The following is a 16211-nucleotide window of genomic DNA, read 5'->3' on the forward strand; positions in this document are numbered from 1 at the left end:
ATAATAAAAATTTTAGTTTAAATTGTTTTTCTCAACCATGTGAATATTACATAAATGATAAAATAGATTGTTTATATACTTTTAATGTTGATAATATAAAGAGGTCTAATATAAAACAATTTGTAATAGAAAAAAATAATAATGATTTGGGTTATTATTTAGTTGGCAAAATAATAAATTTAAAACGAAAAATAATAAAAATAAATGATTTTAAATTAGAATTAGATAATGAAATACCAGTTGATATTAAAGAAAAGGAATTTATAGAATTTACTTGCAGTAGAATAGATTTATATTAATATAAAGTCTTATTGATGTATATATTTATGTTAGATTTTTGGGAGATGTATAGTATGTTTAAAATAGAATATAAAATTACAGATCTTTCAAAATACGATTTTTTAAAGGACAATATGGATTTTTTAAATTTATTTGTAATGAAAATTCATATGGTATGGTGTTAGAACAATAAAAAATAAGGAGATGTAGTTATGAAAGAATTAAAATTTAAATATTTTCCAAATGCAATAAAAGAAGTTTTTACAACTGGAGATACTCAAATTTGTGATTGCTGTGGAGAAGAAACAGACATATATTATGAAGGACCTTTTTATTCAGAAGAGGAAATAGAAGTACTTTGTCCTAAATGTATTGCATCTGGAAGGGCAGCAGAAGAACTTGAAGGACAATTTATAGATGATGCATGTGTGGATGAAATAGAGGATGAAGAAAAATTAGAAGAATTAATATATAAAACACCATCTTATACTGCAGAGCAAGAAGCTTATTGGTTGGCACATTGTGATGATTACTGTGCTTTTATGGGAGAAGTGACTTGGGAAGAAATACAAAACATGGGAATAGAATATGTATTAGATGAATTAGAAGAATACGATCCAGAAGAAGTTAAAGAAGCATTAGATGGAGAAAGTGATATGGCAGGTTATTTATTTAAATGCCTTCATTGCGATAAGTATAGATTACATATAGAAATTGAATAAATGGCAGAAAGTACCAATAAGCAATAAAGTCAGATAGAAAAACATCTATCTGACTTTAAATAAATAAATATAGTAAAAAATTTAACGAGAGATTCCTTATTTGGATTTGTATCACGTATTATTGCATCTAAATGGTTGAAGTTTAAATAATCTCCAGTAACAAATTATTGAAGACAAGTATAGTAAAAGGGTAGGGTATGTTATGTAAATAATTATATTTAATAAGAATAAATAAGGAAGGATTTTAATTATGTTAAATTTGTTTAAAAATGGTATAGTTATTCAAGAAAAAATTAGTTATATAGATGGTTATAAAGGAATAGAAGGTTTTAATTGGCCGTTAAATTTTAAAGATAAAAATTTAAAAAATTATTTTGACAAAAATATTCAAAAATCATATTTTGATTTAAGATATATTGATTGTTCCAATGATATGTTTTTTATAAAAAAATATATTGAACAATGTAAAGTAAAAGACATAAAATATAAAATTCTATTTTGTGAAACAACAAGAAAGTATCCATTTTTTAAAGATTATAAAAAATTACATCTTAAATTTATGGGATATGATTATGCATATCAAGGTGGTTCATACTATTCTTGTGTAAATAATGATATAGTTTCAAAAAGAATTAATGAATTTAAAAATATCGAATTAAATGAATTTGGATTATTTGATAATGAAAAAAAATTAGTGGAATATATAAAACTAAGAAAGATATTGGTTAAGAAATATCCAGAAAATTATTTTGAAATAGGAGATTTTGCGATTTATAAATTAAGTGAAGTTTTAAATATTGAAAGTTTATTTTTTCAAAAAGAGTAGTCATTTTTGTAAAATCTAACTAGTCTCTAAATGTGGATTTAGGGAATAGTTAGTACTACAAAGATTTTATAGCGATACTTTCTTGTCATTTTACATTTTTAGCTAAAAATTATTTTTTAATCTATTTTTTATGCTTTTATTTTTTTTGATTTGTAACATACAAATACCCATTACTCAAATCTCTTGAAATAGCATCTACAACTTTTAAATCTCCATTAGAATCTAAAATTTTTAACATATCCTTCTTAGTTATCTCAATGGCAATTGTATTAGAAACAGCTCTTTGATCTTGAACTATAAGATAAAACGATTCATATTCTTCACCTCCTATTCTCCCTATCCAGAATTGATTTGTTCCATAAATATTTTCAAAAACTGATACATCTATTGTATTATCCATAATTCTTTCTCCTTATTAATTATTTTTACCAAATATTTCATTTGAAGGTTAAGAGCTTTTCAAATCTTTTAATCTATTTACTAAACTGGTATAAGCTTCTTCTATTTCTTCGAACTTTTCATCAATAATAATATTTATTTTATTATATCAAATACTCATAAAAAAATATTACTCTTTTACTATGTTATTTATTTTACTTATATTATTTTTATTGTATAATACAATAGTAAGAATATTTAAAATTAAAATTAATTTGTTAGGAGAGATAATATTGGAAAGAGTTGTTGGTACAGTTGTTAGAGGGCTTCGTTGTCCAATCATAAAAGAAGGCGATAAAATCGAAGATATAGTTGTAGAAAGCGTACTTAAAGCTGCAGAAATTGAAGGCTTTACTATAAATGATAAGGATGTAGTTACTGTAACTGAATCAGTAGTTGCACGTGCTCAAGGAAATTATGCTTCTATAGATACTATAGCTAAAGATGTTAATTCTAAATTCGGTGATGATACTATAGGTGTGATCTTCCCTATATTAAGTCGTAACCGTTTTGCAATATGCCTTCGTGGTATAGCAAAGGGAGCTAAAAAAATAGTATTGATGCTAAGCTATCCATCTGATGAGGTTGGAAATCATCTAGTTGATTTGGATATGTTGGATGAAAAAGGAGTTAATCCTTGGACAGACGTTTTAACAGAACAAGAATTCCGCAATCTATTTGGATATAAGAAGCATACGTTTACAGGCGTTGATTACATTGATTATTATAAATCTTTAGTTGAAGAATACGGTGTTGAGTGTGAAGTAATATTCTCAAATAACCCTAAAACTATATTAGACTATACAAAGAGCGTTCTTGCTTGTGATATCCATTCAAGATTTAGAACTAAAAAAATTCTAAAAGCAAATGGTGCTGAAAAAGTATACAGCCTTGACGATATATTATGTGAATCTATTGATGGAAGCGGATTTAATGAAGCTTATGGATTATTAGGTTCAAACAAATCAACAGAAGAAACTGTTAAGCTTTTCCCGCGTGATTGTCAACCTGTCGTTGATAATATACAGGCTATGCTTAAAGAAAAAACAGGAAAAACTGTTGAAGTTATGGTTTATGGAGACGGTGCTTTCAAGGATCCAGTCGGTAAAATATGGGAGCTTGCTGACCCAGTTGTTTCACCAGCATATACAAAAGGATTAGAGGGGACTCCAAATGAAATAAAATTAAAATACCTTGCTGATAATGATTTTGCTGATTTAAAAGGTGAAGAGCTTAAAAATGCAATATCAGAATATATTAAAAATAAGGAAGCAGATTTAGTTGGAAATATGGCATCACAAGGTACTACTCCAAGAAGACTTACTGACCTTATAGGATCATTATCTGACTTGACTTCAGGAAGTGGAGATAAAGGAACACCTATTATATTCATTCAAGGTTATTTCGATAATTATACAAAATAATAACCAAAATTAGAATTATTTGTAAAAATTATTCTTTTAGTTTTAACAGAAGAAGCAACCTAAAAATTAGGTTGCTTCTCTTATGTAGCGTTTTAAGTTTAATAGTACACAAATCTATCTAGGTTCTATAATTAATTTTATAGCAGTTTTTTGATCCCCATCTATATCAATGTCAGTAAACGCTGGAACACATACTAAGTCCATGCCACTAGGTGCTACAAAACCTCTTGCAATAGCTATAGCCTTTATAGCTTGGTTTAAAGCTCCAGCTCCTATTGCTTGTATTTCAGCATTTCCCTTTTCCCTTAGTACTCCTGCTAAAGCTCCAGCTACAGAATTAGGATTAGATTTTGATGAAACTTTTAATACTTCCATTTTAGTATCCTCCTCAAAGTATTTTAATTAGTTCTTAAGTACTAAATTAAATTTTAATTTAATATATAATTCTATAGGATTAATTTAAATTCCTTTAAAATAAACATAATTTAAATCAACAAATATATTTAATTTGTTATTTTATTTTACAATTAAAACGTTATCAACTTAATTCAATTAAATTTCAATTTTATTTATTTGAAAATCTACAAAAAAATAATAAATTAAATGTCAAAAATAAGTTTTGATTAAAGCAATATACAATCTATACTCTATAATAATTAAAATTTCATCTGTAATTCGATTTTTTCTAGTTCCTCATAGGAGATATCTAGAAGCTTTACTATTGTGTGCTTTGAAAAGTTTTTATTTAATAGGCTTTGAGCTTCTGATTGTTTTTTAAGCTGCTCTTCTCTATTTTTATAATCATTTTCAAATAAGACTGGCATATAAAATTTGTATAAAATTAAAAGTCCTGGTACTATGAAATAGTATTTGCAACCTAATAGTCCAATTACTACTGTTATATGTGTCAAAAATTTATTTATGCTTTTGATTGATTGGGTGTTTTCTTGGTATTTGAGTAAATGAAGGATTATAGAAAGTAAAAAGATCAATATGCAAAGTGGATATAGCGTATACCCACAAAATAATTCTAATGCAGATGTTATTTCAAAAGGTGCTTTTCCTATTAATAGTATGTCTCCATGTACGTACCCATATAAGCATGCTATAAGTCCTAACAGAGCTCCTAAAGCTTGTGCATACATATAAATTCCCCCTTAGTCTTTTATTCATATACACTTAAAAATAGTAGTATATACTAAATTTATATGAAAAATATTTATATTTTATCAAAAAAGTTATATAATTTAATAGAAATTAAAATATTAAGATAATCTGCATATGTTAGAATATTATTTGAAAGGATGAAATTATGTTTGATAATTTTGAATTTATTTTTAGGATAGTATTTCTTTTTCTATCTATAACTTGGATAGGGAATATTTTACTACTTACATCTGAGAGACAGATATTAATAAATCCTCTATTGCTGCTAATTTCTTCACTTATAATAGTAATACCGAGAGATGCAAAAGAGGTATTGGGATTTGAAGCCGATAATATGAGGGTGTTTTTGTATGTTTTTTATTGTGTAGTGGTATGTATAGGGTTATTACTTACTAGAGGCAGAAATTTACTCAGAAAATAATAAAGACTTACATATTAAAAGAGACTATTTACGATTTGTATTTAGTCTCTTTTATCTTGTGTTAATCTTTTACTTTTATATTTACGGTTACTGTGGATTTTTTGTAGAAGTTATCGTCTAGCGATATTTTTACTCTGCAATTGCCCTTAGAAGCTGCCTTTAGCTTGAAGTTTTCTTCTAGGGTGATTATTTTATTGTCGTCTATCGATACCATGTATTTTATGTTTTTAGAGATTTCCTTTGTAGGCTCCCAATAGTTATCGTAGCTTTTTATATCCTTGTATAGAAGCTTGTTTATTGATAACTCCTCTCCTCTATTTAAGGTTAAATTTTTGTAGTATGATGATAGCTTGTATTGGTTTGATTTGTTCTTTATGAAGTTTAAATCGCAGTTTACGTCTACTTTTTTATCTATTAATTTATTTATTATGCTGTTGTCTGTTATGTAGTTATTGGCTAAATTTATGGATTTTATATTTTTTAATCTAAGTATCTCTGCTGGTATGGTTTTTATATTGTTATTCCAAAATACAAAATCTTTTATACCCTTTAGGTAAGATATACCTTCTAGACTCTCTATGTTTTCTCCTGTAGCGTAAAACTCACCTGATAAATCTGCTATTTTATCTAATGTGATCTCTTGATTTTTGAAATTTCTAGTGATTACATCTCTGAAATTAGCATCTGGGAATATGGCTTTGAGGTCGCTTTCAGATAGAGGTTTGTCCTCTGGAAAGTCGCTTTTAAATTGTGTATATGAGCTTTTATTTGTTGTATATATTAGAGTCTTTTTATCTGTATCTTCTGCTTGTGGTATTGTGTCTGAAAAACAAGGAATTGTCTCATTGCTACTGATGGTAGTCAATGAGGCAATCATAAGTACTATAGAACAAAATTTAATATATTTCATTTTCGCTGTTGGCAATAATGTATATTGCAACAGTCACCTCCCTCCGATTTGAATATAATAAATAGGTTCTATGATATTATTTACAATCCTTGTAATTTATAAACACTTTCGTAACAATAATTTCTACTAATTTATATATATTTCAATTATTATAGAGGTTTTACAGCTTCTAGACGATGTATTTTTATATTTTGTGACATGAATTTATCTTCGTATTCAGTAGTCACGTTTTCGAAGTCTTCGTTGTTTGCTAGATCTAATGATATATTTTTTAATTTCCAATCGCAATCAGCTACTTCATTTAGAGAAAATTCAAATAAGCCAACGTTGTCTGTTTTGAAATGTATTTCTCCTCTTTCTTTTAGTATTTTTGCGTATTTTTCTAAGAAATTTCTATGAAGTAATCTTCTTTTTGCCCATCTCTTCTTAGGCCATGGATCGCAGAAGTTGATGTATATTCTAGATATTTCTCCTTCACCGAAGTACTCTAGTATGTTTGATACATCTGCCCATAGAAATACTATATTTTTCAAATTGTTTTCAGATGCTTTTTCTACAGCCTTTAGAAGCACTTCTTCTTTGATTTCCATAGCTATATAGTTTGTATCTGGGTTCTTTTGTGCTAAGGTTGTTATGAATTTACCTCTTCCTGTCCCAAACTCTACATGTATAGGATTGTCGTTTTGGAATCTTTCGCTCCATTTGCCTTTTAAATCTTCTATATTATCTCTTATGACGTAATCTGTATAACTTAGTAATTTTATATCAGCGCCTTTTTTTCTTCTTCTTCTCAATGCCTTCCTCCTAATTATATTTTACGGTTATTAATTTTATCATAATTTTAAGCTTGAAAAAAGTCTTAAAAAAATAAAAGCCCACCGAAATAGCGAGCTTTTATTTACAATTGATTTTAACAATTAATTTTTAAAATTAGCATCCACTACAACCGTCGCAGCAGCTTCCTCCACATTCAGAGTAATCTCCTTTTTCAGGTGGACGTTCTACTGAAACAACGAATCCTTTTGGTGGAATTTCAGATATTGTAACATTACCATAAGTTAAGTATTCATTGTCGTTCATTATGAAATGTACTCCATCTAAGTCATAAGATGTATCTTCATCTGGATATTCAACATCTAAAGCAAGTGAGAATATTGCTCCTGAGCAAGCAAAGCCTGCGAAGTAAACTCTTACGTTTTGTGGTTTATCTTGATTGTTTGCTAATATTTCTTTTAAAACATTAATTGCACTTTGTGGTGCTTGAACCTTCATTTGATCATTCCCTTTCTTTATTTATAACGCATAGGAAATTATATTTCCGTACATGTGTTTCAAGAAAATCTACCTTATATATATTTAAATAAAGATTTTCTTATTACATATATAAGTATACAATAAATAATTGATTTCTGAAATAAGAAAATACTTATTTTAGATATTTTTAATTATAGACTTATATAATCTTTTTTGTATAATGTGTATTTGCTACATTTTATAGCTTTATTACCTGTATTTATAAATTTTTTATTGAAATCTCTTTCGTGTTTAAAATTTAGCTTATTTAAAACATTTTTTGCGTATATATTATCTTCATAAGTCATGGCGTATATAGATTCTAAATCTAGCTCTTTAAAGCCGTATTCTATCAAAGCTTCTACTAGCTCTACAGATATATTATTGCCCCAGTATTTTGGGTTTATACATATACCTATTTCTGCATTCTTGGTGCTTTTAGATATATTGTTAAAACCTACATTACCTATGACTTTGTTGTTTTTTTTCGATACGATTGCGTAATGACCTATTTTACCCTTTTCGTAATTGCTTATAAAGAAGGATTTTATAAACCTCTTTGTATCTGAATAAGATTTGTGTTTCTTTATAGGTAAAAATTTTACGACATCTGGTATTTTATAGTATTCGTATAAATCCACATAATCATCTAACGTAACAGGTCTTAAAATACAGTTTTCAGTCTCTAAGATTTTCATAGTCTTTCTCCTTTTATAAAATATAATTTTATAATTATAATCTATGAAAATTTAGAGCATGTAGTTAAAAACTACCAAGTAAATATTTCGATTTTCTTGACTTCGCTTTCTAGTATTTCTATATCCATAGTATCCATTATAGTTATAGATATAGTATTTTGTTTTGTAGGACTTTCAGAAGCCTTTGTTACTTTTGAGCATAAACCAGCTATTGCTTTTCCTTCACCTAATTCTACTCTTACAGTTTTTCCTAAATATTGATCAAAAACCATTTATTATTCAACCTCCCCTTTGAATTTGTACTGTCATAAAGATTATAACATAAATTGTTAAATTAAAATGTACAGAGTTATTTCATTTGATTAGACATAAAATATATACTTTTATGCCAGTTTGAATAAAATAGCTTAATTTCAATATTTTTATAGATATAAAAATAGCTTATGTCAGTAAAATGTCAGTATTTTTATCTATTTTTTTAGGAGTTTTTATGATAAAATATTTATTAATAAAGAACTTTTTTTGAAAAATTTATTTGAATTTAAGTAAATAATTTTTGGAAAATAATTTGGGAGGATAAAAATGAGTTATGCATTTATAAGAAAAAGAAGTAAAAACTACATAGTTTATTTAGAATATACTGACGAGACAACTGGAAAAAAGAAGCAAAAAAACATGGGATCATACCCTCTAAAAAGAGATGCCTCAAAGAGACTTAACGAATTAAAAGAAGAAATCTACAACGAAGAGTTGTTGCTGCCTAATAAAATTACAGTAGAAAGTTATATACTAGATTTTTTAGAAAAATACAAGATAAATCTATCTATCACGACATATAACTGCTATCTGAGAATATGCAAAAAATATATAATTCCTATGTTAGGAGATATAAAATTAATCGATTTGAGACCGATACATCTGCAAAATTATGTAGATGACTTACTAGGAATTTTAAGTCCTCAGACTATAAAGATACATGTAAATATTTTAAATCTAGCCTTAAAAAGAGCTTATAAATTAAAACTAATAAAAGAAAACTTTGTAGACTGTGTAGAAATTCCTAAAAACAAAAAGTACAACAACAAGATATACGACCAAAAAGATATGTTGAAATTACTAAAAGCATGTAAAAATACGGACTTAGAGCTCCCTATAAATTTAGCAGCTGGGTTAGGTCTTCGTATATCTGAGATTTTAGGTCTTACTTGGGATAATATAAATTTCGAAGACAACACTGTAACAGTTGAAAAAATAACTGTGAGAAATGAAGGAAAAGTAATCTTAAAAGATCCAAAAACAGAGACATCTATAAGAATTATTTCGGCTCCAAAGGAAGTCATGAATTTACTTAAAGAGTACAAGAGAAAATACCTTCAAGATAAACTTCAAAGAAAAATAAAGAACACTACCCTTTTGTTTTTCGATAAAAATGAAAATCCTATTGCCGAAGATGTGCTCAGTAAAAAGTTCAGTAGATTTTTAAGAGAAAATAATCTACCTCATATTAGATTCCATGATCTTAGACATTCTCATGTAACTTTACTAATAAACGCAAAAGTTCCTATAAAAGTAATTTCTGAGAGAGTCGGTCACTCTAATGTAAATACGACTTTAAATATTTACTCTCACTCTCTTAAAGAAATGGATCAAGAAGCTTCAGAAAAAATTTCGAAGAGTCTTTTTAACTTAGGTTAAAATAATTTTATTATGTAAACTTAATTAAAAATAAGTAAAAAAATCAAACCTTTTTAAATCGATTTTAAGCTATATATAAATTATTTTTAATATAATTAGTTAATTAATACAATTTAAATCTTTAAAATCGATTTAAATGCTTATTTATAAATTTCAACTAATAAAAAGGATATTTAGTTTACATAATAATATTAAAGTAACTTTATCTCAAAATATAATTAAAAATGGGAAGATACAAAATAAATTTTTAGTATATTTTACATCTTCCCTATATTATTTCTTAGATACTTTCTTGTCTTATATTGTCCATAATATTTTCTTTGTTTATTTTTTTCATAGGAATATAAGAAGCTATAAAAGTTATAACGAATATTCCAACTACTGATATAAATATAGACTTATATGGGATCATAACGTCAAATGAAATCATATTTCCTACAATCCTACACATCAATACATTCAGAGCTACTCCAATTGGAACTCCATATAGAAGCGACAATATACCGTATAAAAAGCTCTCTAAGTAAATTATCTTATTAAACCCACTAGGTGTCACACCTATAGATTTGATGACTGCAAATTCTCTTTTTCTAAGATTTATATTCGTACTGATTGTATTTATTATATTAGTTACGCTGACTAGAGATATGACTACTACAAATCCATATACGAAAATTTTCATGACATCCATAGTCTGTTGGTTTTGTTTAGCTTCTTCTACTTTGTCGTATACACTAAAATTTGAGTCCTCTGCTAATTTCTTTATTTCTTCTCTGACTTGTTCGCTTTTATCAGTCGAAATATTGAAATTATCGTAAAGATTTTCGTCCTTTGGTAAATCTAATTTTTGAATCAATTCATCATATGCTACTATATCGTATCCCATATCTTTATATTGATTATTTCCTGTAATTATATCTTCAGTTATAGCCATTATTTTAAGCTCTACATCTTTTTGGGTTGAATCTCCTGTTTTATTATCGTAAGCTTCTACAGTAGCCTTTAATGTATCGCCCACCTTGTAATTTGTAAGTGTTAGATGTGATTTTTTGCCTAAAGATTCTGCATAGCTATTTTTAACTAATATCACACCGTTTTCTTTTACAGCTTTATCCTTGTCGAAGCTTCCGTCTACTAGATTTATATTTTTGATGCTGCTCTCTCCAGGAAAACGAAGGCTGTTGTAAGTAAATTCATAGCTACTTCCTTTCTTTTCAAAAGACTTGTCTATAAGCTCTTTATTCTTTTGATTTATATCATCTTGATCTACAGATAGAATTACATTGTATGAAAAATCAGATGCGACATCATTTACACCTTTAGTTTTTCTTATTTCATCTACAAGTTCTTTAGTTTTTTCCTCTGATGTAGGTCTATTAGCATATAAAGTCAAATCACTTGTAATCTGACCGTAGTATACGTTATTTGCCTTTAAGAACATATCCATAAAGCCATTAAATGATATAAAAATGACTATACTTATCACTAGAGAAAAAAGTGTAATTCTAAACTTGCCTTTGTTTCTTCTAAGATTTTTATAGGCAAGTTCTCCTTCAGTTTTAAATATCAATTTTACTAATCTAGATTTTTTAACTTTGCCGACTTTTAGATTGGCGCTGTTTTTAATAGCTTCAAGTGGTGAAGTTTTGGCTGCATTTATAGCAGGAAGTATTGTAGAAATCGCAATAGTTATTAGTATTATTAAAGTACTTGCTATCAACATTGCTGGACTAAATACTATTTTTAAACCTAGTTCACCGAATAATGAAGTTTTGAAGAAGCTTTCAATTATCTTAAATACTATATCAATAGCCACAGTACCAGATAGAAGTCCTATTGGTATTCCTATGATACTTATTAAAAGCGCTTCTAAAAATACGAACTTCATAACTTGTGATTTTGTTGCTCCTATGGAATTTAATATTCCAAATTGTTTCTTACGCTCACTTATAGATATACTAAATGAGTTGTATATAGTAGCTATAGTAGATATTATTACAAGTGAAGCTACAAGTATTACTATAGATGTTATAGTTGTATTTGTAGTTTCATTAGCACTAGCTCCTAGAAGTCTCAATAGATGCTCGTTAAAATCTATATTTTTGTAGTACATATTTGTCTGATTATTGTAATTATAGCTATCGTCATTTGGATTTTTACTTTGAGCTAGATTTATTTGTTTTGCTATATTTATTGTAGTATCGTATATTTTTTTAGGATTTTTTGTAGCTATAGATACTGTGAATTTATCTTTATCCGATTTTGAATTTATATCAAATCCACATATAGCGAATGAATTATATACTTCAAAATCGGGATTACTCATAATGCCGACTATTTTGTAGCTTTTTTTATCGACATTTACTATTTTTGAAAATGTTCTAGTTTCATCGTATTCAGTTTCACCTAATTCTAAATTTATAGTTTCACCTATTTTTTTATTTAAATTTTTAATAGCTTTTTCACTTAAAATTATTTCGTTTTCATTTTTAGGAAATTCGCCTTCTTCTACAGTTAGCATATAGCTATCAAATGTATTTTTGTCAAATGAGTTTACTTCTAATAAAGAGGATTTTTCTTTGTCTATCAACGCAGATCCTACCTCTTGATTATAACCGTATTTAGATACTTCAGCAGATTTAGATACAACTAGTGCGTCTTTTTTATTTAAATCGTAAAAACTAGCATAAAAATCACTATTGCTAGAAATCGCACTCCTTATCTCGTAATCTAAAAGACTCATACATATATTTCCTATGCCGCATATAAGTGCAGTTGAAAGTATTATGCCTATTATAGTAACTAGAGTTCTTCTTTTATTTTCTTTTAAATATCTTATAGTCAATGAAGTATATAAGTTCATCTATATCACCTCATCACTTTTTATAATTCCATCCTCCATAGTTATCACTCTGTCGGCTTGAAGTGCTATGTTTGTGTCGTGAGTTATAACTATCAAGGTTTGTTTGTATTTTTTTACTGAAATTTTAAGAAGCTCTACAACCTCTTTTGAGTTTTTGCTATCTAGGTTACCTGTTGGTTCATCGGCTAAGACTATAGTAGGTCTGTTTATTAAAGCTCTACCGATTGAAGTTCTTTGCTGTTGCCCACCACTGAGCTGATTTGGTAGATGATTTTCTCTTTCTTTTAAACCTAGAGTTTTTATTAAATCCTCATAATACTCGCTATCTATTTTTCTATTGTCGAGTTCTGCCGGCAGCATTATGTTTTCTTTGACTGTCAATACTGGGATTAGATTGTAAAACTGGTATATAAGTCCTACATTTCTTCTTCTAAATATTGCGAGGTCTTTTTCCTTTAATGTATATATATCTACGTCATTTATAAATACATTCCCACTAGTCGGCTTATCCACTCCACCTAATAGATGAAGTAATGTACTTTTGCCACTTCCACTAGGTCCTACTATTGCTACAAATTCACCCTTATTTATTGATAAATTTACATTTTGAAGTGCTTTTACTTCAGCTTCTCCTTTGCCGTAGCTTTTCGATAAGTTTTCCACTCTCAATATTTCCATATATTTACCCTCCATATAAATTTGTTTTTGATGATTTTTATACTTTAAGTTTAATGTCTGTAGCTTACAACAAGGTGAATTCAAATCTTACAATTTAGTCACTATAGGTTTTATGGAAAATTATATGAAATTCGCTTCCGACTCCTTTTTCACTTTTTACGTATATAGTTCCGTTTTGGCTTTCTACTATTGATTTTGCCATGGCAAGCCCGATTCCGACACTGTCACTTTTACTGTTTTTGCCTTTGTAAAATCTTCTAAATATATTTGGTAGATCTTTTTTGTCTATTCCTTCTCCGTTGTCTTTTATAACGATTTCTGAATATATCGGATTTTCCTCGTAACTTATTTCAATTTGTCCGTCGTCTGGAGTATGCTCTACACAGTTTTTGATTATATTTGTTGTCGCCTCTGTAGACCATTCTATATCTCCTGTATATGATGCATCTTCTTTACCATCTATTGAAATACTTATATTTTTTAATTCCATAGGTATTATCATAGGGCTTATTGATTTTCTTATCAGTTCATCTATGTTTACTTTTTCTGTTTTGAATTCTATTACTTTAGCTTCAACCTTTGCAAGCTTTAGCATGCTTTTTATAAGCCATTCCATACGAGAAAGCTGGGAGCTCGTTTTATCTAAAAACTCGATCCTTTTTTCTTTGTCTAAGTCTCCGTACATAAGATCATTTAAGATTATTAGCGATGTCATAGGAGTTTTAAGTTGGTGAGATATATCTGAAATTGTATTGTTTAAAAATACTTTTTCATTTTGCAAGAGATTTACTTTTTCTTTTAATATAGTAGTCATTTTCATAAGTTCTACCTTTAGAAGTCCTATTTGTCCCTCTTGATTTTTGTCCTTCATGTCGTAGTATCTACCTTCAGAGTTATGGTATACATAGTCGGTCATGTCTTTTATATCTCTATAAATTTGTCTAAAATAAAAAAATGCTAAAATTATAAACGCTATGAACGTAAATACAACGAAAGCTAAATTTAACGCAAAAATGTTACCTAAGCTCTCAGATATAATAGGTTCATTTGAAATAGAAATACTATTATCGTAGTTGTATTTTTGTAATATTTCAGCTCCAGAGTTTATGTTCTCTTTGCTTCTCGATTGAGTTATTATATCTACAATATCATCTTCTAATTCTGGATGCTCAGTCAATACCTCTCCTAATATAGCCTGGTTATTTTCAACTACCTTATGTTTTATAATATTTAAATTAGCAATAGTTATACAGAAACATAAAACTAGAGCTACTAAAAATATAAACGCGTAATTTCTTAGAAATTTTTTGACCTCGATATTACTTAGTATCGTCACTTTGACCACTTCCATTCCATTTATAGCCTAAACCTCTGACTGTAATTATATATTTAGGTTTAGATGAATCGTCTTCTATTTTTTCGCGAAGTCTCTTTATATATACGCTAAGAGTATTGTCGTTTATAAAATCATAGGTTACATCCCAGAGCTTTTCTAGTATTTTATTTCTGCTTAGCACTGTGTTTTCATTTTGAATTAAAATCAGTAGAAGCTTGTATTCTGCTGAAGTAAGCAGCACTTCCTCTCCATTTTTAAATACTCTAGCTTCTAATGTATGTATCGATAAATCTCCGAATTTTAGGACCTTTTTATTGTCGGATTGAAGCTTTCCATTTCTTCTCAAAACTGCATTTATTCTAGAAATCAGCTCTCTAACTCTAAAAGGCTTAGTTATATAATCATCCGCACCTATGTCTAAGCCCATTACTATATTTACCTCTTCATCGCATGCAGTCAAAAATATAACTGGAAGATCTTCATTTATTCTCTTTATTTCTTTTAAAAAATCGTATCCATTCCCATCTGGAAGCATAACATCTAAGAGTACTAAATCGTATTCGTCCTTTGATATCGTTTTTCTAGCTGATTCTAGATTTTCGGCTATTTCCAAATTAAATCCCTCTTGTTCAACTGCGTATTTTACTGCAAACGCAATCGTGCTATCGTCTTCTACCATAAGTATATTTCTCATAATAATTTCCTTTCTAAACTCTTCATTTTTAATATTTACTAAAAAATATATAGTTATATACTTAATAGTTTTTATCTATATATTATAATAATACTTCTAAATAGTAAACTTTTAACAAAATAAAAGACCTATAATTCAGGTCTTTATAATCTAAAAAACTACGATTTTCTTAAATTTCTTTTAAATTCAACATAAGTCAAAATAAAATATATACTATAGACAACGAAAAGAAGCAAAACAGAAACCAAGTAGTAAAAAGGCGTAGATGTCTGTACACCTGTATAGTATATAAATTTATCGCTTATATATAAAGCCAGGACAGAACTGATAATTACGGCGACTATTAGTGGAAGTAAGTAGTATATTAAAAGCTGCTTGAAAACTATTTTATCTATTTCTCTCTCTTTTAACCCTAATTTGCTTAGGACTTCATATCTATATTTATGTTTTATAGAATCGCTGATTTGTTGCACCGCCAAAATAGTCAATCCCACACACACGAAAACTAATGCAATATATATAAAAGGAAAAGAAACTGAGCTCAATATAAATTTCATCTCTTTTGTCATATTTGTCTGAACCAATACTATATCTGTGCAAGTTATTATCTGATCAGTTCCAAATCCTAGAGTGATTTTGCCTAGATAATCGCCGTCTTCGTTGTAGTAACTTTTTACATTATCTAATTTTTCTTGTAGACCATCTGCGGCTTTTCCGGCTATATCGACTGCTAGGCAAGAATAAAATTTATTCATACTTTCTGCCGT

The 16211-nt window shown here is 28.0% G+C and carries 19 protein-coding genes; 6 read left to right on the plus strand and 13 right to left on the minus strand.

Annotation, left to right across the window (positions count from 1 at the left end; genetic code table 11):
- From SPD90_RS00015 to SPD90_RS00025, 3 genes are all read left to right on the plus strand, one after another.
- Nucleotides 1-299: hypothetical protein (locus SPD90_RS00015; RefSeq protein ID WP_320923926.1), on the plus strand; the 299-nt coding region annotated here is incomplete at its 5' end.
- Between the two features lie 192 nt (nucleotides 300-491).
- Complete coding sequence (locus tag SPD90_RS00020) at nucleotides 492-1001, plus strand: CbrC family protein (RefSeq protein ID WP_320923927.1); 510 nt, start codon at nucleotides 492-494, stop codon at nucleotides 999-1001.
- Nucleotides 1002-1260: 259 nt separating this feature from the next.
- Nucleotides 1261-1827, plus strand: a complete 567-nt coding sequence (locus SPD90_RS00025) for a hypothetical protein (RefSeq protein WP_320923928.1) — start codon at nucleotides 1261-1263, stop codon at nucleotides 1825-1827.
- 136 nt (nucleotides 1828-1963) lie between these two features.
- Here the strand turns inward: SPD90_RS00025 and SPD90_RS00030 are convergent, their stop codons facing one another.
- Complete coding sequence (locus SPD90_RS00030) at nucleotides 1964-2227, minus strand: hypothetical protein (RefSeq protein WP_320923929.1); 264 nt, start codon at nucleotides 2225-2227, stop codon at nucleotides 1964-1966.
- 271 nt (nucleotides 2228-2498) lie between these two features.
- Between SPD90_RS00030 and SPD90_RS00035 the strand changes: the two genes are divergently transcribed.
- On the plus strand, nucleotides 2499-3689 hold the full coding sequence (locus SPD90_RS00035) for a coenzyme F420-0:L-glutamate ligase (protein ID WP_320923930.1): 1191 nt from the start codon (nucleotides 2499-2501) through the stop codon (nucleotides 3687-3689).
- Nucleotides 3690-3803: 114 nt separating this feature from the next.
- Here the strand turns inward: SPD90_RS00035 and SPD90_RS00040 are convergent, their stop codons facing one another.
- Both SPD90_RS00040 and SPD90_RS00045 read right to left on the minus strand, forming a co-directional pair.
- Nucleotides 3804-4064, minus strand: coding sequence for a stage V sporulation protein S (locus SPD90_RS00040; protein ID WP_320923931.1), 261 nt, complete (start codon nucleotides 4062-4064; stop codon nucleotides 3804-3806).
- Between the two features lie 281 nt (nucleotides 4065-4345).
- On the minus strand, nucleotides 4346-4834 hold the full coding sequence (locus SPD90_RS00045; RefSeq protein ID WP_320923932.1) for a hypothetical protein: 489 nt from the start codon (nucleotides 4832-4834) through the stop codon (nucleotides 4346-4348).
- Between the two features lie 167 nt (nucleotides 4835-5001).
- Between SPD90_RS00045 and SPD90_RS00050 the strand changes: the two genes are divergently transcribed.
- Complete coding sequence (locus SPD90_RS00050) at nucleotides 5002-5277, plus strand: hypothetical protein (RefSeq protein ID WP_320923933.1); 276 nt, start codon at nucleotides 5002-5004, stop codon at nucleotides 5275-5277.
- A 61-nt stretch (nucleotides 5278-5338) separates the two neighbouring features.
- Here SPD90_RS00050 and SPD90_RS00055 read toward each other — a convergent pair whose 3' ends face one another.
- The 5 genes from SPD90_RS00055 to SPD90_RS00075 form a co-directional block, all read right to left on the minus strand.
- Nucleotides 5339-6217 carry a hypothetical protein gene (locus SPD90_RS00055; RefSeq protein ID WP_320923934.1) on the minus strand — a complete coding sequence of 293 codons (879 nt, stop codon included), beginning with the start codon at nucleotides 6215-6217 and terminating at the stop codon, nucleotides 5339-5341.
- 119 nt (nucleotides 6218-6336) lie between these two features.
- On the minus strand, nucleotides 6337-6981 hold the full coding sequence (gene trmB, locus SPD90_RS00060; RefSeq protein WP_320923935.1) for a tRNA (guanosine(46)-N7)-methyltransferase TrmB: 645 nt from the start codon (nucleotides 6979-6981) through the stop codon (nucleotides 6337-6339).
- Between the two features lie 136 nt (nucleotides 6982-7117).
- Complete coding sequence (locus SPD90_RS00065) at nucleotides 7118-7459, minus strand: Fe-S cluster assembly protein HesB (protein WP_320626448.1); 342 nt, start codon at nucleotides 7457-7459, stop codon at nucleotides 7118-7120.
- Between the two features lie 173 nt (nucleotides 7460-7632).
- Nucleotides 7633-8178 (minus strand): GNAT family N-acetyltransferase, encoded by a 546-nt coding sequence (locus tag SPD90_RS00070; RefSeq protein ID WP_320626447.1) that lies wholly within the window; start codon nucleotides 8176-8178, stop codon nucleotides 7633-7635.
- A 71-nt stretch (nucleotides 8179-8249) separates the two neighbouring features.
- On the minus strand, nucleotides 8250-8450 hold the full coding sequence (locus tag SPD90_RS00075; RefSeq protein WP_320626446.1) for a hypothetical protein: 201 nt from the start codon (nucleotides 8448-8450) through the stop codon (nucleotides 8250-8252).
- A 310-nt stretch (nucleotides 8451-8760) separates the two neighbouring features.
- On the opposite strand from SPD90_RS00075, the gene SPD90_RS00080 reads away from it, so the two are divergent.
- Nucleotides 8761-9873 carry a tyrosine-type recombinase/integrase gene (locus SPD90_RS00080; RefSeq protein WP_320626445.1) on the plus strand — a complete coding sequence of 371 codons (1113 nt, stop codon included), beginning with the start codon at nucleotides 8761-8763 and terminating at the stop codon, nucleotides 9871-9873.
- Between the two features lie 280 nt (nucleotides 9874-10153).
- On the opposite strand, the gene SPD90_RS00085 is transcribed toward SPD90_RS00080, so the two are convergent.
- From SPD90_RS00085 to SPD90_RS00105, 5 genes are all read right to left on the minus strand, one after another.
- Nucleotides 10154-12736: an ABC transporter permease gene (locus tag SPD90_RS00085; protein WP_320923936.1), complete on the minus strand. Its 2583-nt coding sequence runs from the start codon at nucleotides 12734-12736 to the stop codon at nucleotides 10154-10156.
- Nucleotides 12737-13414, minus strand: coding sequence for an ABC transporter ATP-binding protein (locus tag SPD90_RS00090; RefSeq protein WP_290686819.1), 678 nt, complete (start codon nucleotides 13412-13414; stop codon nucleotides 12737-12739).
- Nucleotides 13415-13508: 94 nt separating this feature from the next.
- The gene (locus SPD90_RS00095) at nucleotides 13509-14750 is read right to left on the minus strand and encodes a sensor histidine kinase (RefSeq protein WP_320923937.1); all 1242 of its coding nucleotides are present in this window, start codon (nucleotides 14748-14750) and stop codon (nucleotides 13509-13511) included.
- Nucleotides 14734-15444 (minus strand): response regulator transcription factor, encoded by a 711-nt coding sequence (locus SPD90_RS00100; RefSeq protein WP_320626258.1) that lies wholly within the window; start codon nucleotides 15442-15444, stop codon nucleotides 14734-14736. The genes SPD90_RS00095 and SPD90_RS00100 overlap by 17 nt, the downstream gene beginning before the upstream one ends.
- A gap of 158 nt (nucleotides 15445-15602) precedes the next feature.
- A partial coding sequence (locus SPD90_RS00105) for an FtsX-like permease family protein (protein ID WP_320923938.1) occupies nucleotides 15603-16211 on the minus strand: 609 nt, incomplete at its 5' end.

Source organism: Intestinibacter sp. (assembly GCF_034113885.1).
GTDB lineage: Bacteria > Bacillota > Clostridia > Peptostreptococcales > Peptostreptococcaceae > Intestinibacter.